Annotated in this window: 24 protein-coding genes; 14 read left to right on the forward strand and 10 right to left on the reverse strand. The window is 59.5% G+C overall.

Features of this window, described 5'->3' with window-relative positions; genetic code table 11:
- Position 1: 1 nt before the first annotated feature.
- From D8U73_RS28010 to D8U73_RS28025, 5 genes are all read left to right on the forward strand, one after another.
- Positions 2-2,473, forward strand: a complete 2,472-nt coding sequence (locus D8U73_RS28010; RefSeq protein WP_056854571.1) for an FtsX-like permease family protein — start codon at positions 2-4, stop codon at positions 2,471-2,473.
- Positions 2,463-3,536, forward strand: a complete 1,074-nt coding sequence (locus D8U73_RS28015; protein WP_130906309.1) for a lipocalin-like domain-containing protein — start codon at positions 2,463-2,465, stop codon at positions 3,534-3,536. The genes D8U73_RS28010 and D8U73_RS28015 overlap by 11 nt, the downstream gene beginning before the upstream one ends.
- 62 nt (positions 3,537-3,598) lie before the next feature.
- Positions 3,599-3,841 carry a hypothetical protein gene (locus D8U73_RS28020; protein WP_130906310.1) on the forward strand — a complete coding sequence of 81 codons (243 nt, stop codon included), beginning with the start codon at positions 3,599-3,601 and terminating at the stop codon, positions 3,839-3,841.
- 10 nt (positions 3,842-3,851) lie between these two features.
- The gene (locus D8U73_RS29290) at positions 3,852-4,022 is read left to right on the forward strand and encodes a hypothetical protein (RefSeq protein WP_177336583.1); all 171 of its coding nucleotides are present in this window, start codon (positions 3,852-3,854) and stop codon (positions 4,020-4,022) included.
- Positions 4,023-4,121: 99 nt separating this feature from the next.
- Positions 4,122-4,703, forward strand: a complete 582-nt coding sequence (locus D8U73_RS28025; protein WP_056854568.1) for a hypothetical protein — start codon at positions 4,122-4,124, stop codon at positions 4,701-4,703.
- A gap of 331 nt (positions 4,704-5,034) precedes the next feature.
- Here D8U73_RS28025 and D8U73_RS28030 read toward each other — a convergent pair whose 3' ends face one another.
- On the reverse strand, positions 5,035-5,550 hold the full coding sequence (locus tag D8U73_RS28030; RefSeq protein ID WP_056854567.1) for an Hcp family type VI secretion system effector: 516 nt from the start codon (positions 5,548-5,550) through the stop codon (positions 5,035-5,037).
- Positions 5,551-5,878: 328 nt separating this feature from the next.
- On the opposite strand from D8U73_RS28030, the gene D8U73_RS28035 reads away from it, so the two are divergent.
- Positions 5,879-6,556, forward strand: a complete 678-nt coding sequence (locus D8U73_RS28035; protein ID WP_056854566.1) for a type 1 glutamine amidotransferase domain-containing protein — start codon at positions 5,879-5,881, stop codon at positions 6,554-6,556.
- Between the two features lie 47 nt (positions 6,557-6,603).
- On the opposite strand, the gene D8U73_RS28040 is transcribed toward D8U73_RS28035, so the two are convergent.
- The 3 genes from D8U73_RS28040 to D8U73_RS28050 all read right to left on the reverse strand — a co-directional run bounded on the left by D8U73_RS28040 (position 6,604) and on the right by D8U73_RS28050 (position 10,528).
- Positions 6,604-7,983, reverse strand: a complete 1,380-nt coding sequence (locus D8U73_RS28040) for a VOC family protein (RefSeq protein ID WP_130906311.1) — start codon at positions 7,981-7,983, stop codon at positions 6,604-6,606.
- Between the two features lie 111 nt (positions 7,984-8,094).
- Positions 8,095-9,051: an alpha/beta fold hydrolase gene (locus D8U73_RS28045; RefSeq protein WP_056854564.1), complete on the reverse strand. Its 957-nt coding sequence runs from the start codon at positions 9,049-9,051 to the stop codon at positions 8,095-8,097.
- A gap of 22 nt (positions 9,052-9,073) precedes the next feature.
- Positions 9,074-10,528, reverse strand: a complete 1,455-nt coding sequence (locus D8U73_RS28050) for an NAD(P)/FAD-dependent oxidoreductase (protein ID WP_130906312.1) — start codon at positions 10,526-10,528, stop codon at positions 9,074-9,076.
- Between the two features lie 224 nt (positions 10,529-10,752).
- On the opposite strand from D8U73_RS28050, the gene D8U73_RS28055 reads away from it, so the two are divergent.
- Positions 10,753-11,826 (forward strand): diguanylate cyclase, encoded by a 1,074-nt coding sequence (locus tag D8U73_RS28055; RefSeq protein ID WP_056854562.1) that lies wholly within the window; start codon positions 10,753-10,755, stop codon positions 11,824-11,826.
- Positions 11,827-11,867: 41 nt separating this feature from the next.
- Here the strand turns inward: D8U73_RS28055 and D8U73_RS28060 are convergent, their stop codons facing one another.
- The 3 genes from D8U73_RS28060 to D8U73_RS28075 form a co-directional block, all read right to left on the reverse strand.
- Positions 11,868-12,737 carry an oxaloacetate decarboxylase gene (locus D8U73_RS28060; RefSeq protein WP_056854561.1) on the reverse strand — a complete coding sequence of 290 codons (870 nt, stop codon included), beginning with the start codon at positions 12,735-12,737 and terminating at the stop codon, positions 11,868-11,870.
- A gap of 215 nt (positions 12,738-12,952) precedes the next feature.
- Positions 12,953-13,987, reverse strand: coding sequence for an arginine N-succinyltransferase (gene astA, locus D8U73_RS28070; protein ID WP_130906314.1), 1,035 nt, complete (start codon positions 13,985-13,987; stop codon positions 12,953-12,955).
- A gap of 61 nt (positions 13,988-14,048) precedes the next feature.
- Positions 14,049-15,065 carry an arginine N-succinyltransferase gene (locus tag D8U73_RS28075; RefSeq protein ID WP_130906315.1) on the reverse strand — a complete coding sequence of 339 codons (1,017 nt, stop codon included), beginning with the start codon at positions 15,063-15,065 and terminating at the stop codon, positions 14,049-14,051.
- A gap of 585 nt (positions 15,066-15,650) precedes the next feature.
- On the opposite strand from D8U73_RS28075, the gene D8U73_RS28080 reads away from it, so the two are divergent.
- The 6 genes from D8U73_RS28080 to D8U73_RS28105 all read left to right on the forward strand — a co-directional run bounded on the left by D8U73_RS28080 (position 15,651) and on the right by D8U73_RS28105 (position 21,212).
- Complete coding sequence (locus D8U73_RS28080) at positions 15,651-16,223, forward strand: histidine phosphatase family protein (protein WP_130906316.1); 573 nt, start codon at positions 15,651-15,653, stop codon at positions 16,221-16,223.
- Positions 16,223-16,978, forward strand: coding sequence for a precorrin-6A synthase (deacetylating) (cobF, locus tag D8U73_RS28085; RefSeq protein WP_130906317.1), 756 nt, complete (start codon positions 16,223-16,225; stop codon positions 16,976-16,978). Before D8U73_RS28080 ends, cobF begins: the two co-directional genes overlap by 1 nt.
- 107 nt (positions 16,979-17,085) lie before the next feature.
- A complete protein-coding gene (locus tag D8U73_RS28090; RefSeq protein ID WP_056854556.1) occupies positions 17,086-17,697 on the forward strand; it encodes an antibiotic biosynthesis monooxygenase in 612 nt (203 codons plus the stop codon).
- A 9-nt stretch (positions 17,698-17,706) separates the two neighbouring features.
- Complete coding sequence (locus D8U73_RS28095) at positions 17,707-19,545, forward strand: amidohydrolase (RefSeq protein ID WP_056854555.1); 1,839 nt, start codon at positions 17,707-17,709, stop codon at positions 19,543-19,545.
- 39 nt (positions 19,546-19,584) lie between these two features.
- Positions 19,585-20,211 (forward strand): isochorismate family cysteine hydrolase YcaC, encoded by a 627-nt coding sequence (gene ycaC, locus D8U73_RS28100; RefSeq protein WP_130906318.1) that lies wholly within the window; start codon positions 19,585-19,587, stop codon positions 20,209-20,211.
- Between the two features lie 98 nt (positions 20,212-20,309).
- Complete coding sequence (locus D8U73_RS28105) at positions 20,310-21,212, forward strand: LysR family transcriptional regulator (RefSeq protein WP_130906319.1); 903 nt, start codon at positions 20,310-20,312, stop codon at positions 21,210-21,212.
- Between the two features lie 101 nt (positions 21,213-21,313).
- Here the strand turns inward: D8U73_RS28105 and D8U73_RS29295 are convergent, their stop codons facing one another.
- From D8U73_RS29295 to gspG, 3 genes are all read right to left on the reverse strand, one after another.
- Positions 21,314-21,973: a hypothetical protein gene (locus D8U73_RS29295; RefSeq protein ID WP_177435545.1), complete on the reverse strand. Its 660-nt coding sequence runs from the start codon at positions 21,971-21,973 to the stop codon at positions 21,314-21,316.
- A gap of 150 nt (positions 21,974-22,123) precedes the next feature.
- Positions 22,124-23,311 carry a type II secretion system F family protein gene (locus tag D8U73_RS28115; protein WP_130906320.1) on the reverse strand — a complete coding sequence of 396 codons (1,188 nt, stop codon included), beginning with the start codon at positions 23,309-23,311 and terminating at the stop codon, positions 22,124-22,126.
- 14 nt (positions 23,312-23,325) lie between these two features.
- Positions 23,326-23,763, reverse strand: a complete 438-nt coding sequence (gene gspG, locus D8U73_RS28120; RefSeq protein ID WP_056854551.1) for a type II secretion system major pseudopilin GspG — start codon at positions 23,761-23,763, stop codon at positions 23,326-23,328.
- 205 nt (positions 23,764-23,968) lie between these two features.
- Here gspG and D8U73_RS28125 point away from each other — a divergent pair, with 205 nt between their 5' ends.
- On the forward strand, positions 23,969-24,577 hold the full coding sequence (locus tag D8U73_RS28125; RefSeq protein ID WP_056854550.1) for a lytic transglycosylase domain-containing protein: 609 nt from the start codon (positions 23,969-23,971) through the stop codon (positions 24,575-24,577).
- Positions 24,578-24,705: the final 128 nt, after the last annotated feature.

Below are 24,705 nucleotides of genomic sequence, written 5' to 3' on the forward strand. Positions count from 1 at the left end.
GATGCGCATCTTCGGCGAAACCCTGCGCGCGCTGCTCAGTCACTGGCGACAGCATCCAGTGCAGTTTTTCAGTGTGCTGACCGGGCTGTGGCTGGCCACCAGTCTGCTGACCGGCGTGCAAGCGTTGAACAGCCAGGCGCGAGAAAGCTACGCCCGCGCCAGCCAGCTGATTGGCGGTGAACCCCAGGCCAGCCTCAGTGCAACCGCTGGCGGGACGTTCCCGCAGCAATGGTTTGTCGACCTGCGTCGCGCCGGTTGGCCGGTGTCGCCGGTACTGCAGGGAAGGCTGACGCTCAAGGACCATGAAGATCAACGGCTGCAACTGATGGGCATCGAACCGGTGTCACTGCCGGGTGGTTCGCCGGTGGCGGGCCAGGCGTTGGCAATCGAACAGGTGGTCGAGTTCTTTACTGCGCCGGGAAGTACCTGGATTGCGCCATCGACCTTGCAGTCATTGGGATTGAAAGAAGGTGACCGACCTTTGAGCGTAAGCGGGACATCGTTGCCGCCCCTGCATGCGCAAACCGATATGGCCCCGGGGGTGTTGCTGGTGGACATCGGGTTTGCCCAACAGATTCTCGGTTTGCCGGAACAGCTGTCGCGGTTGTTACTGCCCAAGGATTTCATTGCGCCACTTCCCGATGCGTTCAAGGGACAACTGCAATTCAAAAGCAGCGCTGAAGAAAACAATCTGGCACGCCTGACCGAAAGCTTTCATCTGAATCTCAATGCGTTGGGGTTTCTGTCGTTCGTGGTCGGACTCTTTATCGTGCATGCAGCCATCGGCCTCGCCCTGGAACAGCGCCGTGGTTTGCTGCGCACGATGCGTGCCTGTGGCGTCAGTGCGCGGATGCTGATCACCTGTCTCGCCGTCGAACTGGGTGGGCTGGCCCTGGTAGGCGGGTTGGCCGGGGTGGTCAGCGGCTATTTACTGGCCGGCGTGTTGCTGCCGGATGTCGCCGCCAGCCTGCGCGGCTTGTACGGCGCGGAAGTGGCGGGGCAGTTGAACCTCAGCCCGCTGTGGTGGCTCGGCGGCATAGGGTTAAGCCTGTTGGGCGCTTTGCTCGCCGGTGCCAACAGTCTGTGGCGGGCGTCGCGTTTGCCATTGCTGGCCCTGGCCGATCCGCAGGCGTGGCATCAGGCGCATGCGCGTTGGTTGCGGCGCCAGGGCTGGGTGGCGGCGATAGCCCTGGCAAGCGCCGGGTTGGCGCTGGTGTTGGGTGACAGTCTGATCAGCGGGTTTTTGTTGATGGCGACACTGTTGATCGGTGCGGCACTGGCGTTGCCCGTGGTGCTCGATGCGCTGCTCAATCTGCTGCTGCATCGCGCTCGGTCGGTGCTCGGCCAGTGGTTTCTCGCCGATTGCCGCCAGCAGTTACCGGCCCTGAGCCTGGCGCTGATGGCGCTGCTGTTGGCGCTGGCGGCGAACATCGGGGCCGGCAGCATGACCGCCGGTTTTCGCCAGACGTTCAGCGACTGGCTGGAACAACGGCTGACCGCCGAGCTTTACCTCAATCCACAAAACCCGACCCAGGCCCGGGAGCTGCACGGCTGGCTGATGCAGCAGCCGCAACTCACGGCGGTATTGCCCAACTGGCAAGTGCCGATTCAATTGCAAGGTTGGCCGGCGGATGTGTTCGGGGTGATCGATCACCCGACCTATCGCCAGCACTGGCCACTGCTCGAAGCCTTGGGCGACAAGCCCTGGGAGCAGCTGGCGACGGACGACGCGGTGATGCTCAGCGAACAGCTGGCCCGGCGTTTGAAGGTCGGCTTGGGCGATCATCTGTCGATGGCGACGCCCAATGGCCCGTGGTCGCCGCGCATCATCGGGATCTACGCCGATTACGGAAATCCCAAGGGCCACGTGCTGGTGAACATCAATCATCTGTTGCGTGGTTGGCCGCAATTGACGCCGAACCGTTTCAATCTGCGCATCGAGCCGACGTTGATTGCACCGTTCGTACAGGCCTTGCAGGCGCGCTTTGACCTTGAAGACAGCCGCATCGTCGATCAGGCGCGGCTCAAGGGATGGTCCACGCAAGTATTCGAGCGAACGTTCGCCGCCACCGCCGCCCTCAACAGCCTGACCCTGTGCGTGGCCGGCGTGGCGTTGTTCATCAGCCTGCTGACCCAGAGTCAGAGCCGCCTCGGGCAACTGGCGCCATTATGGGCGCTGGGGGTGACGCGACAGCAATTGATGCGGCTCAACCTCGGGCAAACCTGGTTGCTGGCAGTGCTGACCCTGGCGCTGGCACTGCCGTTGGGCATTGCGTTGGCCTGGTGTCTCGACACGGTGATCAACGTTCAGGCGTTCGGCTGGCGCTTGCCACTGCGGGTGTTCCCGCTGCAATTGCTGCAGTTGATGGGGCTGGCATTGCTGGCAACGTTGCTGGCGTCGGCATGGCCGCTTTACGCGTTGTACCGCACGCAGCCAGCGGACCTGCTGAGGACTTTTGCCCATGAGGATTAAGTGCGTCGTGTGCCTGTTGGCAGTCTTGTCGAGCGGTTGCGAGCAACCGGCGCCATCGGAAAAAGGCTTTGCGGGGCTGGGCAATCAAGCGAGTGCATTCACCAAGGTGGTGCCCGGTCGAGTGTTCAGCTTCCCGGCGGATCACGGCCCTCATGACGGTTTCCGGATCGAGTGGTGGTACGTCACCGCCAACCTCAAGGACCCGCAGGGTCACGAATTCGGCGCGCAGTGGACATTGTTTCGCAGTGCCTTGAAAGCCACACCCGAGGTCAAGGGCTGGGAGAATCAGACGATCTGGCTCGGGCATGCAGCAGTGACCTCGGCGACGGCACATCATGCAGCCGAACGTTATGCCCGGGGGGGCGTCGGTCAGGCGGGCGTCAGCCTGACGCCGTTCAGCGCGTGGATCGACGACTGGGTGTTCAGCAGCCAGGCCTCTTCTGAAAACCCATTGACCGACCTGCAACTCAGTGCCCGGGACAAAGCCTTCAGTTATCGATTGCGGCTGACGTCGACCCAACCGCTGGTGTTGCAAGGTGACCAGGGGTTTAGCCAAAAATCCGAGCAAGGCCAGGCGTCGTATTACTACAGCCAACCGTTTTTCCAGGCCAGCGGCACGCTTGAGATCGACGGCAAGCCGTATCAAGTCAGCGGCCCCGCGTGGCTCGACCGCGAATGGAGCAGCCAGCCGCTGACGGCCAATCAGACCGGGTGGGACTGGTTTTCCCTGCACCTGGAGAGTGGCGAACAAGTGATGCTCTATCGCATGCGGCACAAGGACGGTGAGCCCTATTTGACTGGAACGTGGATCGATGCCCGAGGCCAGACGCAACTGCTAAGGGCCGGCGACATCCGCCTCGTCCCGCAGGACACCGCTACGGTGGCAGGGCGCGAGATGCCGGTGCGCTGGTCGATCCGGATTCCCGACAAACACCTCGACATCGTCATCAACGCCCTCAATCCCGGGGCCTGGATGGATTTGCGCATTCCTTACTGGGAAGGCCCGGTGCGCTTGAGCGGCAGCCATAAAGGGCAGGGGTATCTGGAAATGACCGGGTATTGAGCCGGAACTCTCTGATGTTCGCGGGCCTCCTAAATCAAGAAGGCCACAGACCGGAGACTGTCATGCGCGAAGACCTCACCCCACCCGACCTTGACGCATGGCAGCGCCTGTTTGAAGACCAGGCTTACTGGCAACAATCCCCGGACGCGCATTACATGGAATTGCTGCGTCTGGCCGACGATTTGCTGGGTCAGGGCGCGGTTGACCTTCAACAGTGGCAAGACTTGCGAGCCAGAGCGGAGCAGTCCCACAAAGGCTCACCGGCCATCAACGTTGCCCGGGAAGTCGAAGACCCCGAGGCATGAGGAATACGCCATGAAACCGACACCGGAATCAGAAAACCCCGACGAGCCCCGTCCACCGGGGGAAACAGAACGCGACAACGATGCCCTGCGTCCAACCGATCCGACGCGGCGCGAGGAAAGTGGCAAGGGCACCCGCAGCGGAGAGTCGACAGCGCAAGAAACCGCGAAGAATGCAGATTAGCGTCGAACTCGCGCAACAGCGTCTATGCTCATTCGCACGCGGCTTTTAACCCGGGTTCAAAGCCGTTTGTCGCCAATGATCACAGGGAATGTTCTGCCTATGAAACTTCACGCACTGACCAAAGCCATCACCCTTGCCACCTTGCTCTCTGCCACCAGCCTGAGTGTCATTGCGGCTGACATCCCGCTGTCTGCTGTCGTGGAAGCAGATCAAATCACCACCAAAGTCGTGTCGGTCGATGCCGCCAATCATCAAGTCGTGCTTGAGGGGCCTGAAGGCAATCAGGTGCATGTGCAATTGACCGAGAAGGCCAAGAACCTCGGCAACCTGAAGGCCGGCGACCAAGTGGACATTGAGGTCACCCGCGCTGTGGCGGCTTACCTCGACACCGATATCGACAAAGGCTTGCCGGGCAGCATCGAGCGAACCGGTGAAGCCCGCGCCGCGCCCGGCAGCGCCAATCCGGGGGGTGAAGCCTACCGTCAGGTACAGGTACAACTGAAGATCACCGACATCGATGTGAAGAACAATCGGGTGACCTTCGAGAACCCCAAAGGCCAGTCCAAGACGATCGATGTCGTAAGACCTGAAATGCAAGCCAAGCTAAAGGATCTGAAGAAAGGCCAGACGGTGAATGTGGTTTACACCGATATACTGAAGGTCACCACACGAAAAAGTTGAGTATCTGCTCTATCGGTTGAATGTTCCTGTACAACTTGTACAGGGATATTCACTGTTTTTAACGAGCTGGTGAGTTCAGTGAGTGATGCAAATTATATTGGAGTCGACATTTGATAAATATGTATCTGTAAATTTCATGTTTATATTCGCGGACAACTTCCAGGCGTTGATTTAATATGCGTCTCGTTCGCCCAGTGTTGCGGCTCTTTACCGGTGCAGGGATGCCGAGGCCATTGCACTGGGCGAACTCTTCTTTGCGTATGGGGCTTCTCCAATACGATCTATAAATTAGACCGGAAAAAAGCGGTTCGATAGTTATTGCACGAGCACATCAGCCTGCCGGCGAGCGCCAGTCATCGGAGCCCGAAGTACCACTTACTTCGTGGGTCCAGGTTATTTTTCGATAGGTAAAGTGCACGTCTTGTAAATGCGTGAAATGCGAATTCGCCGGATCCTGGCAGTTGTGCATGTAATCTTTGATATGGACGATGATCGCATCTTCAAGCTCGGTGGTGTAGTAGTGCTCTTGAGTCCCCTTTATCGATATGCGGTACCATTTGATCAGGACAGATGTCATCACTTCACCCGTCGTCAACGCCTGCAGTAGTAAGGGCGAAGATTTGTCGAAGACCTTCGTGATTATTACCGGTTTGTGAATGCGTAGGCCTGTTGTTTGACCAGATTGCGGATCGCGCGGCATTGTCAGTTCGTGGCTGAAACCTTGAACCATGACCTCATTTTCACGACCTTCCTGAAAGATGTTGCCAACGGAGTCAGCCGTGAAAGCACCGTCAGTGATCAAGCCTTGTGTCACGCCATTCACATACATATACGCGGGTGTAGCCATGGATGCTCTCCTTGCTAGAGTAAAGTGAGGCTCCCGAAAGGCACGTTCGCCTGATGGGGGTCTCACGATTAACAAGGTCCGTGCCATAAGCCGCGAAGCCCCTGAGGCCGCAGGTCGAGTCAATTCAGGGGAACGTTCTTTCGCTAAAACACCTCGATATCTGCGCAGGTTGCTGCGCAATACAGGTCGAATTGTGGCGCACCTTGTCGAATCGCCCGACAGACCGAATGATCCACCTCGCGCCGAGAACCTGCAGCGTGCCAAGCGGGCAGTTTTCGGCGCATCACGGCTATAAGCCACCATTACAGTCCCGAGACGGAGTGACGACATGAAAATCCTGATGGTTTTAACGTCCCACGATCAATTGGGTAACACCGGCAAGAAAACCGGATTCTGGCTGGAGGAATTCGCGGCACCGTATTACGCCTTCAAGGATGCCGGCGCTCAGTTGACCCTGGCTTCACCCAAAGGCGGGCAACCACCGCTGGACCCGAAAAGTGACGAACCGGATGCACAAACTGAAGCCACCGAGCGTTTTCGCAAGGACACGGCTGCGCAGTCGGCCTTGGCATCCACCGTGCTGCTCAGCTCGGTCAAGGCCAGCGATTACGATGCGATTTTCTATCCCGGAGGCCATGGTCCGCTTTGGGACCTGGCCGAAGACAAGCATTCGATTGCCCTGATCGAATCTTTTTACAACGCCGGCAAACCGGTCGCGACCGTTTGCCATGCCCCGGGTGTTTTACGGCATGCCAAGAGCGCCGACGGCCAGCCCTTGGTCAAAGGCAAGAAGGTGACGGGGTTCACCAACAGTGAGGAGGACGCCGTGCAATTGACCAACGTCGTGCCGTTTCTGGTCGAAGACGAGCTCAAGGCCAAAGGCGGGATTTTTTCCAAGGGCCCGGACTGGGCAAGCTATGTGCTCACGGATGGTCTGTTGCTGACCGGGCAGAATCCGGCGTCGTCACAGGCAACGGCTGAAGCGCTATTGGCGAAACTGAAATAACCCACTCTGCGGGAGCGAGCGTGCTCGCTCCCGCAGTCAGTCCAGTGTCAGTGTACGAACGAGGCAAAACACTGCTCGATCGAGCGCCGCTGGGTCTCGGCATACAACCCCAATTCATCAATGGTCGGGCGCCCCAGGGCTCTCTCGAACGCTTGCTGATTGGAATGCACGCCATAGTGGGTCTGCGCCGCGTCCCCCAGATTTGACTGAAAAATCCCCGCCGCGCTGACCGGCAGGAAATCTTCGTACACCAACGGTTCAACTCGCAGATAGCCGTTGCTGACCAGATCTTCCAGAGGCAAGGTTTTCAGCTCGGCTGCTGCCAGGCCTTTTTCTGTCACAAAATAGCGAAAGTACGCCAGTTCCTGACGGCGCATGTCTTCGTAGGTGTCGGGAAATTCGCTGAAGTGTTGCGCCATCAGCGTGTTGTAACGCTTGGCATTGGCTTCATTGGGGAAATCCTTGAGTTCATCCCGCGCCGCATTGAGCAGGCGGTCATACAGCGCCCGGCCTTTGGGCGTGAGCGCAGCGCCACGTTGTTCGATCTCACCAAAACGGGCGCTGTGACTGCCGCGTGTTTGGGCTTGGTCGATGAACGCGACCGGTTCGTCGAGTGCCTTGAAACTGGTCTGGCGCAGCAGAATAGGGCACTGACGACGGGGCGGACCTTCGATTACCGCTTTGGGGGTGATGCCATGGGCAGGCATTTGTGCCTGGACGATGTCGATGTCCAGGGTACGCGGAGTCAGGTGATTGATATGCGGCCCCTTGAAAGCCACGACATCGGCGATCAGGCGATGCTGAGCGCTGAGCTTCTGATATTGCTCGGCGGTCACAGTGGCACTGTGGTGCCAGCGGAAGGTTTCCAGCGCCTGCTCGACGAATGTTACCGCCTCTTGTTCGGTGAGACCGCCCTGGGTCTCGGCGCGCTCGATCAACGTGAGCGCAGTCGGGGTGAAGATCGACCGTTTATCCAAAACCGACTGGGCGAAGGCCCGCAACTCAAGATCTTCGATCAGTTCCAGGCGCAATAGCGAGGTGAAAACACGGAACGGGCTGACCTGCAACGCTGCTTCATGCACGGCACGAAATGCCGTGGAGTGCACGGGGACGCCGGCCGGGGTCAAATCGTAATATCCCACGGGTTGCATGCCCATCACCGCGAACAGGCGGGCGAGGGTGGCCAGTTCAGCGGCCGTGCCGACTCGGATCGCACCGTGGCGCTCCAGGTCCAGGCGTTCGATTTCGCCAGTGCTGTTCAACTGCTGCGCCACTTGTGGATCGCTGTCGAGCACGTGACGGTTGGTCTGTTCCACCAATTCCATCAACGCGCCGTACAGCGGCACTTCTTCGCGGTACATGTCGGACATCGCTCTGGAAAAGCGTTGGCGGATCAGGTCAGGGCTGACGAAGCTAGGGTGGTTCATGAACAGAATTCCTGGCGCGGTAACGAGAAGGATGGATCAAAAGATCGCAGCCTTGGGCGTCGCCGACAAACGAAGTTTCTGACGAACTTCATTCTGCAAAGGACTGCATCTTCAGTGCAGTCGTTGATCCTGTGGGCTTTCCGAGCGCAGCGATGCCAAAAACTCCCGATACAGGTGGGCTGAACCGGCCGGTGCCTCGACCATGGGCATATGGCCGACGCCTTCCCAGATTTCTACCCGTAGATCAGCGATGCCTTTGCTCCAGATCGCCACACTGCTGACATCGATCAAACGGTCCTTGCGTCCCCAGAGCAGCAGGGCCGGGGCTTTGATCGAAGGGAGTTTCGGCTCCATCGGCGGGCTGGCGCGGAAGTCGCGAAAAATCTCTTCCAGTTCGTCCCGCGACTGTTCATAGCGATGGGCAAAGGCATCCAGCACCACGCGCGGCACCCATGGTGGATCGGCCATGGTCATGGCATAGAGGTATTTGAATTCTTCGCGGGAGTTGATCAGGAAAGGATTGTGGCCCCGGGCCAGATGCCGCTCCAGATCACTGGGTTCGGGCGCGGTCACGCCCGCCGGATCAATCAGGGCGACCGAAACGATGCGTTCCGGGTACGTTGCCGCCAGCCATGCCGCCAGATACCCGCCCATCGAGTTGCCAATCACATGAACCTTGTCCACGCCGCACACATCCAGCAATTGGATGATGCGCTTGGCCTGCAACGGGATGTCATAGCCGCCGCCGGCCTTGAAGCCGGTTTCGCCATGACCGGCGATGTCGGGGATGATGACCCGATAATTGCCGACAAAATATCGGGCAAAGCGCAGCCAGATATTTTTATCGGCGCTAAAACCATGCAGCATCAACACATTGCTGGATGCTTCGTAGGGGCCACCTTGCCAGGTTGAGACGGTCATTTCGGCGATGGGCACGACAATCTTGTGCAGCTTGTACAACTTGGCTTCGGCGGCCGTGCTCAATTCATAGATCCAATAGCCGATGGCCGGGTAGCTCAACCAGCTCCAGGCGGCGAAAACCGCGATTGCGACAACCAGTAAAAGCATCAGGCGCCTTCCTTCTGACGAATCAGGACAAAATGTGATCGGCCGGTTTCAAGGTTCGGGTCAAGCGGTGGAAGCTGAAACTGAACCCCGGAAACATGGCAATCACATGACCGCTCTTGCTTTGATACCAACTGTGGCAGCCTCCCGACTTCCACACCGTGCGCTCCATTTCTCTATGGATCATTTCAGTGTAGGTACGTTCTGCTTCCGGGCGAACTTCAATGCTGCGCAAACCTTGTGCTTTTAACGTTTGAATGCAGTCGAGGATGTAGTTCATTTGCGATTCGATGATGAACAGCGCCGAGGTGTGGCCGATGCCCGTGTTCGGGCCGGTGACGATAAACAGGTTGGGAAAGTCCGGCAGGGCAGTGCCGAGGTAGGCTCGGGGGAATTCGCGCCAGACATTTCGCAGTTGCGTGCCGTTCTTGCCGCTGACCGGGTAGGAAATCACCCCGTCGGTGGCGTCATAACCGGTGGACCAGATAATCAGATCGAGATCGATGTGTTGGCCGTCCTGCATGACGATACCGGTTTCGTCGATAGCGGCGATGGCCTGTTCGCGGCTGTGCAGCGTTACGTTGCTGCGGGCCAGCGCCGGGTACAGCGTGCTCGATAGAATCACCCGTTTGCAGCCGATGGTGTAGTCCGGCGTCAGTTTTCGCCGAAGTTCGCCGTCGGGAACCTGGCGCCTGATGAAGCGCAGGGCCTTTTGCTGGACCATGTGCAACGCCGGTTTCGAGTATTTGAAGGCGATCACCCGGGTTTCAAACTGCCAGTAGATCATCCAGCGCAGCAGCTTGTAGGCCGGCCTGATCCCGAGCAGCCAACGCTGGAAACGCCCGAATGTGCGGTCAGCCCGAGGCAGCACCCAATGCGGCGTACGCTGGAATACATGCAAGTGCCCGACATCCGGGGCTATCGCCGGAATCACCTGCGCCGCGCTGGCACCGCTGCCGACAATGGCCACGCGTTTTTGCCGGTAATCGTAGGAATGGTCCCAATTGTTGGTATGAAAGGTTTTGCCCTGAAAGCGTTCCTGCCCCTCGAAATGCGGAATTACCGGTTGGCTCAAGGGACCCGTGGCGTTGATCAGAAATTGTGCGTGAAACGTGCCTTTGGCGGCAGTGTGCACGGCCCAGCGTTTGCCGGCATCGTCCCATTCGACACGCTCGACATCGGCTTGCAATTCCACTCGTTCGCGCAGGCCAAAGTGCTCGATCACATGACCGGTGTAGCGATGAAGTTCGGCCTGTTCGGCAAACATCTGCGTCCAGCGGTAGGGGGCAAAGGACAGCGAATACAGCGGTGAAGGCACATCGACGGCGGCGCCGGGGTAGGTGTTCTGGCACCAGGTGCCACCGAAGAAGTCCCGCCGCTCCAGCACACGGAAGTCGGTAATGCCGGCCTTGAGCAAATTGACGGCGGCGCACTGACCTCCAAAGCCGCTGCCGATGATCAGCACTTGAAAGGTCTGCATGGGCCTCCTGTTTGCTCGTGGTTTAGCGAACGCTTCTTTCATGTATAGCCAAACGAAGCGGTATTGCGCGTGATCTTCATCAAGTGGGCGCGATCAGACTCGCACACAGCGCTCGGCCTATGCGCCGCTAGCCGGTGATGGCTATTTGACGTTGCCCTGTTAGACTCCGACAGTACCTGCACCACCGGTGTAATCAGGTTTTGTTCCGTGCGGCAGAGGTCCCAATGGGAAAGATGGGAGGAAAAGGACTTTCACTGGCCAGGAGGCTCTACACATCGCGCATCCTCGGCCTCGGGTTGGGCTTGTTATGCGTGAGTGTGGCGATGTTCCCATTGAACCCGGCACCTTGGGTATGGGGCCTGATGTTGTTCAATGGGTTGCTCTGGCCGCACCTGGCCTACCATTGGTCGCGTCGGGTTGCGCGTCCCTACCACGCGGAACAGCGTAACCTGTTGGTGGACGCCTTTATGGGTGGGTTCTGGGTTGTCGCCATGCACTTCAATCCTTTGCCTGCCGCCACCACCCTTTCGATGATGGCGATGAATAATGTCGCCATTGGCGGTTTGCGCTTTCTGCTGACGGGGACCGCCGCGCAGGTACTCGGGATGGGCGTCGGCTGGCTGTTTTTCAGCCCCGTCGTGGTTCCCGAAACCAGCCAGATCCAGCTCTACGCCTGTTTGCCGCTGATGTGTCTTTATCCGCTGGCGCTGGGCTGGATCTGCTATCGCCAGGCTTATACCCTCGGGCGGCAAAAACGCGAGTTACTGGCCCTGAGCCGCACCGACAGCCTGACCGGATTGCTCAACCACGGCGCCTGGAAGGACCAGCTGGAAGTGGAATTCCAGCGCTGCCAGCGGCAACGCCAGGGCGGGGCGATTGCCCTGATCGACATCGACCATTTCAAAATCATCAACGACACCTACGGTCACGTCGCCGGAGACATCGTGTTGCGGCAACTGAGCAAGATGCTCAAACACAACCTGCGGGCCACGGATGTCGCCGGGCGTTATGGCGGCGATGAATTTTGCGTGATCCTGCCGGACCTGCCCCTGAGCAGTGCCGCTGCTGTCATGGAGGGCTTGCGTGATCGCTTCGCCACCCTGGGTTATGAACAGAATCCGACGTTGAAGGTCAGCCTGAGTATTGGTCTTGCGGCGTTCAACGCAGGCCACACCGACGCGACCCTGTGGCTCAATGATGCGGATCAGGCGCTGTATGAAGCCAAGAGCACGGGGCGTAATCGGGTGATCTGTTGCCGTGACGACAGGCCACGGCATGAGCTGCTCGGCTCGGTTTGATCCCCTGATCCCACTGTCGCCGCCTGACTACCGCCTGCTCATCACTCCTTGACGCTCATGAATTCCTCCGCATAGCGGATGTACTCTTCAGGCTGAGTGTAGGTGTGAGTCAGTTCGGTAGCGCTCAGGTCAGAGGCCTGGGTGAAGATCTGGCGTTGTTCGCGCAGGCTGTCGTAGGTCGCCTTGATGGCGGCGAAGTAGGCGCCGTGGCCGTCGATTACCACGCGCACGCCAAGTTCGGCCAGACGTTTGTCGTCACGCAGCAGCGGGTTGCCGTAGGTCACCAGCATCAACGGGACGCTCAGGTGTTCGGCGATTTGCTCCAGATGATCGAAATCCTTTACCCCTACCATGCAAATACCATCGGCACCGGCGCGTTGGTATTGCTTGGTGCGGCTGATGATTTCCTGCACCGGCAGGATCCCTGCGTTGGTGCGGGCAATGATTGCCATTTCCGAATCGCAGCGAGCTTCCAGTGCCGCGCGGATCTTGCCGACGCCCTCGGCGACGGTTATCAAGTCGGTGGATTTGCGGCCGAATTGGGCGGGCAGCAGGGTGTCTTCGATGGTCAGGGCCGCGATGCCGGCACGTTCCAGTTCGACAATGGTACGCATCACATTCAATGCATTGCCGTAGCCATGGTCGGCGTCGGCGATGACCGGTAACTGGGCGACACGCCCGATACGGGTGGCCTGCTCGGCGAACTCACTGAGGGTGATCAAGGCAAAGTCGGGGGCGCCCAGCACTTGTAACGATGCAACCGAACCTCCCAGGATGCCTACCTCAAACCCCAGGTCGGCGGCGATGCGCGCCGACATCGGATCGAAGACCGATGCGGTGTGATAGCAGGTTTTGGACGCGAACAGCTGGCGAAAATTGTGGCGCAAATCTTGATGAGACAGCCTGGACATATGAGTTCCACCAATGGAAATGGAAGGGCTTGAGCAAAAGTGTCAACGCCGAAGTTGTAAAAGGCTATCACGCTGGCGAGTCGAGAATGATGACGAATTTGCCGTGATTGCTGCCTTTTGGTGTGTGCCATTGTCTGTTTCAAGGTAAACGCGGGTATGTCCGGGGGATGTCGGCTTGGGTTGAGCGACCAACGGCACGCCAGGCAATTGAGGTGTTACGCCGCCACTGCCTGCTGCTGTTGTTTGAGCAAGGGGACGGCTCGAACAGAATCGCCGGGTCGCAATTGCAGGCGTTTGGCGGTGAGACGATCAACCACCAGACTGTGCCCTGATTGTCGAGCCCGGGCAGCAGTGATGCGACAGTTTTCCAGTCGGCGGTTGTGGATCAGCCACAGCGGCGCCTGCTCGTCCGGGGCGCCAATGGCCAAATCAAGCAATTGACTGTCGCGCACGGTGCGAATGCCGGAGGTCGGGGCTTCGATGACCGGGCCGGCGTCGAAAATGTCGATATAACCTTTGTGGTCAAAACCCTCGTCGCTGAGGATTTTCAGTGCCGCTTCGCTGTTGGCGTGAGGTTTGCCGATCACGGCTTGAGCCTGTTCTGTGAGCAGACAGGTGTAAATGGGTTGGCGTGGCATCAGTTCGGCGATGAACGATTTGTTGCCCAACCCGGACAGGTGATCGGCGTGGCTGAAATCCATCTGGAAAAAGTGGCGGCCCACGCTGTCCCAGAAGGGCGAACAGCCCTGTGCGTCGGCACTGCCGCGCAGCTCGGCGATGAGTTTGTCGCCAAACAAGCTCGGGAACTCCGCGACAAACAACAGGCGACTCAGGGATAGAAGTCGACCGTGGCTGCCCAGGCGCTGGTCGGGGCGCAGGAACAACGTGCGGAGTTCCGATTGCCCGGTCATTTCATTGCTCAGGAACAAGGTCGGAATGTGTCGCTGGATCCCCAGGTCCGGGGATGAGCTGACCGTCAGACCGACCCGATAGTTGTACCAGGGTTCGCGCAGGCCAACGGCTCCCGCCACGGCACTCACGCCCACCACTTGCTGATCGTCGTCTTCGAGTACGAACAGGTAATCCGCATCGGCACGTTCGACCTGCTCAGCGAACGTTCTTTTTGCCCATCGCAATCGGTAGTTCAGTCGTTCTTCGTCGGCCGGCAAAGTCGTCATCCCTCGGCCCGCAAGCCGAACCAACGCGAGCAGGGCAGGCAGGTCGGTCACCTGGGCCGGTCGAACAATCATGATGCCGCTCCCGCTTCGGGTTTGTACGGGGATCGTTGTCGGGCACCGCACACAACGATGCTCACAGGGCAATCAACCGAACCTGACGGCCCTCGGTCACCTTCAACGCTGCACACATCGTGGCATCGAGGGTCACGGGTTTTCCGGGCAGGTAGTCCAGTTCTGCAATGATGACGCGAAAGTTCTCCAGCGAATCATTGCTGACCAGGTAACGCCCTCGAGCGTCGATGAACGCACCGGGGCTGGCCTGGGTGGTTTGGCTTTGGGCGATGGACCGTATGTTGCCCGTGCGGGCCAGCAGGGTTGGACCGCCGTCGAAAAGGTCGACGTAGTGATTGGTTTCGAATCCCTCGCGCTGAAGAATATCGAAGGCTTCCTGGCCATCGGGGTGAATCCGGCCGATGCAGTCCTGTGCGGCTTGGGGCAGCATGGGCACGTAGATCGGATATTGCGGCATCAATTCGGCGAGGAACGCCCGGCTTTCCAGGCCACACAAGCGCTCTGCTTCGACGTAGGGCAGGTCGAAGAAGTGCTTGCCCACGGCATCCCAGAAGGGTGAATGTCCCTCATCGCTGCTGTAACCGACGATTTCGGTAATCACTGTGTCGCAAAAGCGCTGGGCATGGGCGGCAATGAACAGCAGGCGCGCTCGCGACAACAGTTCGGAGGCGGCCGTTCCTGTCCATGCGCCATCAATGTGAAAACCGCGCAGCAATGTGTGGCCACTGAGGTCCTGGCACAGCGACAACGCCGGCACGCCGTGCTCGATGTTCAACTCTCGCGAGGCACTATTGAAGTGGCGATTGCGCAGGCTGTAGAACGGTTCGTCGAACCCGGCAGTCGCCAGAATCTCCGAGCATCCGATCAGAGACCGGTTTGTCAGGTCCTCGAGTACGAAGAAATAATTCTCCGGCCCGGGGTTCTGCACGTTTTGCTCGAAAGATGTGCAGGAATCGAGGATTTTATCGCGCAAGCGCTCGCTGTCGTCCGGCAAGGACGTGACGCCCACCAGGCTTTCGCGAGCAAGGCGCTGCAACTGGGGCAGGTCGGTTAACTGCACTGGGCGCAAGACCAGCATGGATGCACTCCTGTCTCAAAGGGCTGGGTGACGGGGCACCAAGCCTGACAATCACTGTCGGTTTTCCACGCATTTTTTCGGCGGTAGCCTTGTAAGGCGTCGCTCTTTTTTGTTCGTTACCGGGTATGACTACACGCATCACCGTGCCCGCTCCAGACCCTGCCATGGGGCTCATCAGGGTGAATGGATCTTGCGTTCGTGTGGGTCAGGTTCCAGACCGGAAACGATGTTCGGGTCTGGCAAAACAAGGCATCCGGGCTCCTGCTGGATGTGGGCTATCGGTAATCCGTTGAAAGCAGTATTTATTTAAGCCGCACTGCATGTCTAGTTAATTTTCGTGCGGGATTTCAACGTCCAGTGACGATTTTTGATCGATGCGCATCGGGGCTTCAGGTAAGTCGATCAGGCTTGTAGGCAAACGCCCAAAGAGCAGTCAGAGATGGCTGATCCTGTAGCATGAAAGGCATCCGGCCATTACCCATTTCAAGTCAAAGGAAACAACCCCCATGCCGACTCTTACGGCACAATTGCCTCTGGCTGGCGATTAAACGCCGTTTATCCCCCCACCCGACAGAGAAACCCCGCGTGAAGGCGACTCGTTTGACCCTGATGTGCCATGCACGAACTGTCGCACAAAAACTTGCGCGGTTTCCTACAAACGAGCCGCTGGAGATGGATTGGCAATCGGCGCGGGGTTCGCGCAGTTCTCAATTCAAGGGTGCGCCGAAGCTGTTATGCGGGCCGGAGCTGCGCACCCGACAAACCGCCGAATTGTTCGGCAGTACGATGGAGGTGGTCGCAGCCCTGAGAGATTGCGATTTCGGGCGCTGGTGCGGTGCAAGCATCAATGACGTGCAAACATCCGAACCTGAATTATTGCAGGGCTGGATTGCCGACTCGCATGCGGCCCCGCACGGTGGTGAGTCGGTGGCCCAGGTCTGTACGCGCACCGCTGAGTGGCTGACGACGCTGCAAGCAACACCTGGGCATTTCATCGCCGTTACCCATCCGTTTGTCATTCGTGCCGCGCTGAGTCACGTCCTGCAGAGCCCGGCCTACAACCTGATCGATGTCGAGCCGCTGTCGTCCATCGAGTTGCGGTTCAATGGATGCTGGCGCTTGCGGCTGCCGGGCACTGATCCTGAAGGGGTGTCTTGATGAAAAAGATAATGGTCATCGGCATCGGTGCCGGCAACCCTGATTACATCACCGTGCAAGCGGTCAAGGCGCTGAATCGGGTCGATGTGTTTTTCCTCATGGACAAGGGCCGGAGCAAAGACAAACTGATCGACCTGCGCCGCGAGATTTGTGAACGTTACATCAGCCATCGCGATTACCGCTTTGTCGAAGCGCCGGTTGCGGAACGCGAGCGTGGCGATGTTGACTACACTTGCAGCGTCAATGAGCTGAACTTGGCCAAGCAGCGTACCTTCGAGCGCCTGATCAATGAGCAAATGACGGACGGCCAGTGCGGCGGGTTCCTGGTATGGGGTGACCCGGCACTTTACGACAGCACCCTGCGAATCCTGCAGGCCATTCTCGCGGCAGGCACCTGCGCTTTCGAATACGAGGTGATTCCCGGCATCACCAGCGTTCAGGCGCTGGCGGCGCAGCACAAAGTGACGCTCAATCAGATCGGTCGTCCGGTTGAAATCACCACTGGCCGGCGACTGGCCGCGGGGCAGGTGAGCGACGCCGACAGCCTGGTGGTGATGCTCGATGCCCAGGACGCCTACCAACAAGTGGCGGATCAGGACACGCAGATTTATTGGGGGGCCTACCTGGGGACACCCGATGAAATCCTGATCAGCGGCAAGCTCAGGGACGTCGCGGATGAGATTGAGCGGGTCCGCAAGGCGGCCCGACAGGCCAATGGCTGGATTATGGACACCTATTTGTTGCACAAGCCCTGAGTCCGGGCGGCACGTTTTAAAAAAAAAGCACGTACATGCAATTTTTTCCTTCCCGTCATCGGCAACATTGAAGTCCTTTCAACATTGTTACGTCGGAGACCTTCGTCATGTCTGAAATCCAGTCCCGGAGCACACAGACACCTGGGTTCGATGAAGTTGTCACGTTGATCGTCAAGCATCGGATCAAGGCCGGTTCCGAAGTGCCGTATGAAGCCTGGCTGCGCAACATCGTCAAGGTTGCCGGGCAAAGCGTGGGGCACCTGGGGGTGGATGTGGTGCGTGGCAAAAGCGCGGGTCTCGACACGTACACCTGCGTGCTGCGCTTTTGCTCCACTGAGGCGATGCAGCGCTGGCTCGATTCGCCGCAGCGCCAGGCGCTGGTCGACGAAGCTGCGCCGATGCTCGCTGATGGCGACCAGACCGAGGTCAACCCGGTCAACGAGTTCTGGTTTACCCCGCAGACTGAAACCGGCTCGCCTGCACCGCGCTGGAAGCAGGCGGTGGTCACGCTGCTGGTGATCCTGCCGCACACGCTGTTGGTACCGCTGCTTTGGGGGCCGTTGCTGCAGCTCAACGCTTTTCTTTCCAATTACGTGGTCGCCACGTTCCTGATCACCCTGACCATCGTGCTGTCAGTGGTGTACGTCTTCATGCCGCTCGCCACGCGCCTGTTTGCGCCCTGGCTGGAAGCCGGCCAGTCCCCTGCCAAATTGCCTTAAGGAACTGCGATGAACGCCGATCTGATTCTGTTCAATGGCCAATTTCATACGGTCGACCGCGAGAATCCGCACGCCAGTGCGGTTGCGATCAGTGACGGCCGCTTTGTAGCGGTCGGCAGCGATGCCCAGGCCATGGCGTTACGCGGTCCGGTCACGCAAGTGATCGACCTCAAGGGCCGTTGCGTGATTCCCGGTCTCAATGACTCGCACTTGCACTTGATCCGCGGGGGCCTGAACTACAACCTTGAATTGCGCTGGGAAGGTGTGCCCTCGCTGGCCGACGCCTTGCGCATGCTCAAGGAGCAAGCCGATCGCACACCAACACCGCAGTGGGTGCGCGTGGTGGGTGGCTGGAACGAGTTTCAGTTTGCCGAAAAACGCATGCCGACCCTTGATGAACTCAATCAGGCCGCGCCGGACACACCGGTGTTCGTCCTGCATTTGTATGATCGGGCCTTGCTCAACCGGGCCGCGCTGCGGGTAGCCGGGTACACCCGCGACACGCCGAACCCGCCGGGCGGCGAAATCGTTCGCGACGCTAACGGCAACCCCACCGGCATGCTGGTGGCACGTCCCAACGCGATGATTCTCTACTCGACCCTGGCCAAGGGGCCGAAGTTGCCGCTGGAGTATCAGGTCAACTCGACGCGGCAGTTCATGCGCGAACTCAATCGTCTGGGCCTGACCAGTGCCATCGACGCCGGCGGTGGTTTCCAGAATTATCCCGACGATTATCAGGTGATCGAACAGTTGGCCAAGGATGAGCAACTGACCGTGCGCATCGCCTACAACCTGTTTACCCAGAAACCCAAAGAAGAGCTGGCCGACTTCCAGAACTGGACCGGTAGCGTCAAATTGCACCAGGGCGATGACTTCCTGCGTCACAACGGCGCCGGGGAAATGCTGGTGTTCTCGGCGGCAGACTTCGAAGACTTCCTCGAACCGCGCCCGGACCTGCCGCAGAGCATGGAGGACGAGCTGGAGCCAGTGGTGCGCCACCTCGTCGAACAGCGCTGGCCGTTCCGTCTGCATGCCACCTACAACGAATCCATCAGTCGCATGCTCGATGTGTTCGAGAAGGTCAACCGCGATATTCCGTTCAATGGCCTGCCCTGGTTTTTCGATCACGCCGAAACCATTACCCCGCAGAACATCGAGCGGGTGAGGGCGCTGGGCGGCGGCATTGCGATTCAGGATCGCATGGCGTTCCAGGGTGAGTATTTTGTCGAGCGTTATGGGGCCAAAGCGGCCGAAGCCACCCCGCCGATCAAACGCATGCTCGCTGAAGGTGTGCCGGTAGGCGCGGGCACCGATGCCACGCGCGTGTCGAGCTACAATCCATGGACCTCGTTGTACTGGATGGTCAGCGCACGCACCGTCGGCGGCATGGCGCTGCATGCCGAAGGCCTGTCGCGCCAGACTGCGCTGGAACTGTTCACCCATGGCAGCGCCTGGTTCTCGTCCGAGCAGGGCAAGAAGGGCCAGATCAAGGTCGGACAGCTGGCCGATATCGCGGCGTTGAGCGCGGACTTTTTCAGTGTCGACGAAGAAGCGATCAAATGGATCGAGTCGGTGCTGACCGTGGTCGGCGGCAAAGTGGTGTATGCCGCCGGCGACTTCGAAAAACTTGGCCCGGCCAGTGTGCCGGTGCTGCCGGATTGGTCGCCGGTGGTGAAGGTGCCGGGCCATTGGCGGCCAGCCTCACCCCTGCAAGCGCAGGTTCATCAGTGCAGCGGTCCGTGTGCGGTGCATTCCCACAGCCATGAACGGGCGCGCCTGTCGAATGCGCCGGTCAGCGACTTTGCCGGTTTCTGGGGCGCCTTCGGCTGCTCGTGTTTTGCTTTCTGACGAACACCCAAAAGACATTCATCCACCGAGGAGTTACCCATGAGCAACGTTCCCTACAAACGCCTGAATAAAGACGATGCCGTTGTGCTGTTGGTCGATCACCAGACAGGTCTGATCTCGCTGGTGCAGGATTTTTCGCCTAATGAGTTCAAGAACAACGTACTGGCCCTGGGTGACATCGCCAAATTCTTCAACTTGCCGACCATCCTCACCACCAGTTTCGACAGCGGCCCGAACGGCCCGATCGTGCCGGAGCTCAAGGCGCAGTTCCCTGACGCGCCGTTCATTGCGCGCCCAGGCCAGATCAACGCTTGGGACAACGAAGACTTCGTCAAGGCAGTGAAGGCTACCGGGCGCAAGCAACTGATCATTGCCGGTGTGGTGACCGACGTGTGCGTGGCGTTCCCGACGCTGTCCGCACTGGCCGAAGGCTTTGACGTGTTCGTGGTGACCGATTCTTCCGGCACCTTCAACACCACCGTGCAACAAGCCGCCTGGGCGCGCATGTCGGCGGCCGGTGCACAGCTGCTTAACTGGTTCTCCGTGGCCTGCGAACTGCAAGGCGACTGGCGCAACGACATGGAAGGCCTGGCCAACCTGCTTTCCGAACGCATCCCGAACTACCGCAACCTGATCAACAGCTACACCACGTTTACCGCCAAGTAAGCAAAACCCTGTAGGAGCGAGCAGGCTCGCTCCTACAGAAAAGCCGTTGGCAGACTGACCTTGGTATAAAGTACCGGACCGTCAACCAAGGCGTGACAATGAACCCGTTCGAAGACATGCGTATTTTTTGCCAGGTCATGGATTCTGGCAGTTTCACCGCGGCGGCCGATCAGTTGGGCCTGTCCAAGCAATTCGTCAGCCGCCGTTTGATGCAGCTCGAAGAACGCCTTGGCGTGCGTCTGCTCAATCGCTCGACCCGGCGCCTGGACGTCACACCTCTGGGCCAGAGTTACTACGAATCTGCCCTTCGCCTGCTCGCCGAAGTCGAGCAAGTGGAGCAGGGCATTGCCGGGCAAACCACCGAGCCGCGCGGCACTGTCCGCGTCAGCGCTCCGCTGTCGTTTGCCTTGGCGCATCTGGGCTGGCTGCTGCCGGAATTTTTGCAGCGCTATCGTGACGTTACCGTAGAAATGGATTTAAGCGACCGGCCGGTTGATCTGCTCGGTGAAGGCTACGACCTGGCATTGCGCATCGGTACGCTGGAAGATTCGACGCTCATTGCCCGACGCATCGCTTCGATCGAGCGGGTGTATTGCGCCAGTCCGGCCTATTTGGCCGAGCGCGGCACACCGGTCAAACCTGAAGATTTGCTCAACCATGATTGCCTGCCCTATGGCCACGGCCGACAGGTGCAATGGCGATTCAACGGACAGGGCAGGCCACTGGCCGTCAATGTCACCGGGCGGATGCGGGTCAATAACGGAGAGTTGCTCAGGGACGCGGCGATTGCCGGGATGGGGATTACCTATTTGCCTGCATTCATCGTCGGTTCGGCGCTGCAGGATGGCAGGCTGGTGCCGGTGCTCGATGAGTTTCGACCGCAGCCACTGACGCTATCGGCGGTGTATCCACAGCATCGCCAGGCGTCGCGGCCGGTGCAGGCGTTGATCGGGTTTCTGCGCGAGCGGCTGGATACTGAAGATTCACGTGATCCCCTGTAGGAGCAAAGCTTGCTCGCGATAACGATGTGTCAATCAACATCACCGTTGAGTGGACCACCGCCATCGCGAGCAAGCTTTGCTCCTACACGGTTCAGTGCAAGTCAGTTCATGCGTTTGTCATCTCCGGGCTCACCGGCCGCATGCAGGCCGCGATCATCGCCCACTTCCCCGGCCCGACGAATACCGCGGTCATCGCCGATCTCGCCTGAACGATGAACGCCATTGTCATCACCCGAGCGATGCACGCCGTTGTCGTCACCTGAGCGGTGTACACCATTGTCATCACCAGAACGGTGAACGCCATTGTCATCGCCCGAACGATGGACGCCGTGATCGTCACCTGGTTCGGAATGGGTGCCGCTGCGCCCTGAGTTCGAAGCCGTGCTGCCGGAGTGTCCCGAGCCGTGGCTACCGCTGTGACCGCTACCGGCGCTGTCTCCACCATGACCACTGCCGCTTGAGCCGCCGCTGTGACCGCCGCCACCACTGCCACCGTGGCCGCCACCGTTACCACCCCCTCCATGTCCACCGCCGTTACCGCCACCGCCATGGCCACCGCCACCGCCGCTGCCGCCACCACCGCCGTGACCGCCACCGCCGCCACCACCACCGCCGCCGTGACCACCACCGCCACCGCCGCCACTACCACCGTCTCTTGCCTGAGCGCTTGAAACCCCGGACAGGCTGTCCGGGATCAGTACGGTAGACGCCGACAAAACCGCGCCAATAGCTACTGCCAGTAAAAGCTTGTTGATGTGCATGTCGTTCTCCGTCTTCTTGTTCAGATTGGAGCGTGGATGAACATTGCAACGTGCTGCCATATTCAGAAGGTGAACACGCCAGTGCGGCGATTTATTCAGTCACTCCGTCGACAAACCAGGGAACGGGCCTACAGGCCCGTTCCAGAGGGGTCAGTGAATGCTCGAGGCCAACTCGAAAATCGGGATGTACATCAAAATCACGATCACCCCGATCAACAAACCGATGAACGTCATGAGCAACGGCTCGAACAGCCGCACGAACCATTCGATCCAGCGGCTGATTTCTTCGTCGTAGAAGTCGGCACTGCGCTCCATCATCTGGCCGAGGTTGCCGGATTGTTCCCCGGCACGCAGCAAACGCAGGGACACCGGCGTGACCAGATGATTGAGTTCCAGCGCCGCCGACAATGATTGCCCTTCGCGCACTCGCTCGCAGGCCTGGTCCAGGCGTACGCGGGAGGCGGGAGTCAGCAGATTGCGGACCATGCCCATGGCGGTGACGAGGGGAATGCCGCCCTGTAGCAGAATGCCCAGGGAGCGGTAGAAACGGGCCAACTCATACATGAAGATGCGCTGATGTACCGCCGGGAGCTTTTCGATCAGGCGATCCAGCCCTCGGCGAAAGGACGGCTGGCGCTGGAGCAGGGCGAGGGCGACGATGAAGGCCATGAAAGTACCAAAGAATTCGCCCTGATGTGCGTGCAGGAACATGCCGCTGCTCATGAGGATCTGCGACAGCCAAGGCAGGTTTGAGCCCAGCCCTTCGAACACCAGGCTGAAGCGCGGCACCACATAACCCATCAGGAACAACACTACGCCGCCCCCCACCACCAACAACAGCAGGGGGTAGATCGACGCACTGATGATCTTTTGGCGAACCTCGTCCATGCGTTGCCGATAACTGACATAGCGGCCCAGGGCTTCACCCACGGCCCCGGTTTTCTCGCTGGACTGCACCAGCGCCACATACAGTGGCGGGAAAACCGCCGACAACTGGCCCAATGCCTGAGAGAACGATTTGCCTTCGTAAAGCAGGCGCACCAACTCGCTCAGGGTTTTACGGGCCTGTGGCGCGGACTCTTTTTCCGCCAGGCTTTCCAGCGCGTCGATCAGCGGCAGGCCGGCATTGAGCAGCGTGGTCAGTTCCTGGCTGAACAACACCAGGTTAAAGGTTTCGCGCTGCTTGAGGCGCAAGGCCCGCCAATGGCGCTCGGCGCGCAGGCTGACCACCCGCAGGCCCTGGTCTTCGGCGATGCGTCGCGCTTCGCTGTGCCCCGGCGCTTCCACGGTCATCGTGACCACACCGGCCTTGCCCACTGCTTTGAGGTGAAAGCGCATGGTCGCCATGTCCGTCATTGCCAACTGGTGACTTCGGCGTTTTCGCCTTCGCCGCCGGGCTGGCCATCCTTGCCCATCGACAACAGGTCGTACTCGCCATTTTCGCCGGGATAGCGGTAGGTGTAGTTACGGCCCCAAGGGTCCTGCGGCAACTTTTTCTGCAAGTACGGGCCGGTCCAGCGGGTTTCATCGCTGGGCGCGCTGACGAGTGCCTGCAAGCCCTGTTCGGTCGAAGGGTAGTGGCCGACCTCCAGACGATAAAGATCAAGGGCTTTGCCCAGGCCTTCTATTTGCGCCTTGGCGACTTTCACTTCGGAACGCCCCAGTTGAGCGAAATACTTCGGCGCGACGATGCCGGCCAAGAGCCCAAGCACCACCAGCACCACCAACAGTTCAAGCAATGTGAACCCGCGTTGAGCACGCGGGGCAGAGACACGCGAACACTGTTTCATGATGACCTCACACAGTCGGCAGAAGGGTCGCAACAAGGGCTTATGCAATTGCCATGCAAAGGTCTGCCCGAGGTTTGCCTTCCTTCTGCAACCCCCGTAATACGGCCTCTCGCGCTTTCGGCACAGTGCTTGCGTATGGCTGATAAACGTCCGGCCATTGGGGCATTACCCCCATTTTTCGGGGCCGGGCAGGGGAGACAGAACCATGAAGAATCTCACCACAGCAATGCTCGGTTTGTTGCTGCTGACCGGCACCGTACAGGCTGATGTATTCGTCTCCGTGGACGCCAAGGGCAACTTTGTCCTGTCCAACGTCCACCGCCCCGGGCGCCAGTATGAACGGGTGATTCGTGAAGCCGAGGCGGCCGTTGTCAGCCTCGATCAGCAACCGCAAATGATCGCCGCCCGCCCCTATGCCGAACTGGTGGCGGCGGCGGCCACGGACAACCAGCTGCCGGCGGCGCTGTTGCACGCGGTGATCCAGACCGAGTCCAGCTACAACGCCAGCGCCGTATCGCCCAAGGGCGCCGGTGGGCTGATGCAGTTGATGCCCGACACGGCCCGGGAAATGGGGGTCAAGGATGTCTATGACCCCAAGGCCAACATCCAGGGCGGCGCCCGCTATCTCAAACGCCTGATGACGCTGTTCGACAACGACATCGCCCTTGCCGTCGCGGCCTACAACGCCGGCCCGCAAGCGGTGCTCAGCCGTGGCGGGGTGATCCCGCCGTTCGCCGAAACCCAACGTTATGTGCCCAGTGTCTTGCGCCAGTACCGGCGTTTGCAGGGGCTGGCAGCGGATGCGCCGCTATGAGCGAAACCCCCGGGACGGTTTTCCCCGACATTGGGGCATGGTGGCCCCGGCGTAAAAGTGGGGAATAACTGGGTGATTTCCCCCGTTGGATCAAGTGACAAACGCAAGGGACTGAAAAGCAAAAGAAT

The sequence above is a fragment of the Pseudomonas sp. Sample_22 genome, from assembly GCF_004307635.1.
In the GTDB taxonomy this organism is placed as follows: Bacteria; Pseudomonadota; Gammaproteobacteria; order Pseudomonadales; family Pseudomonadaceae; genus Aquipseudomonas.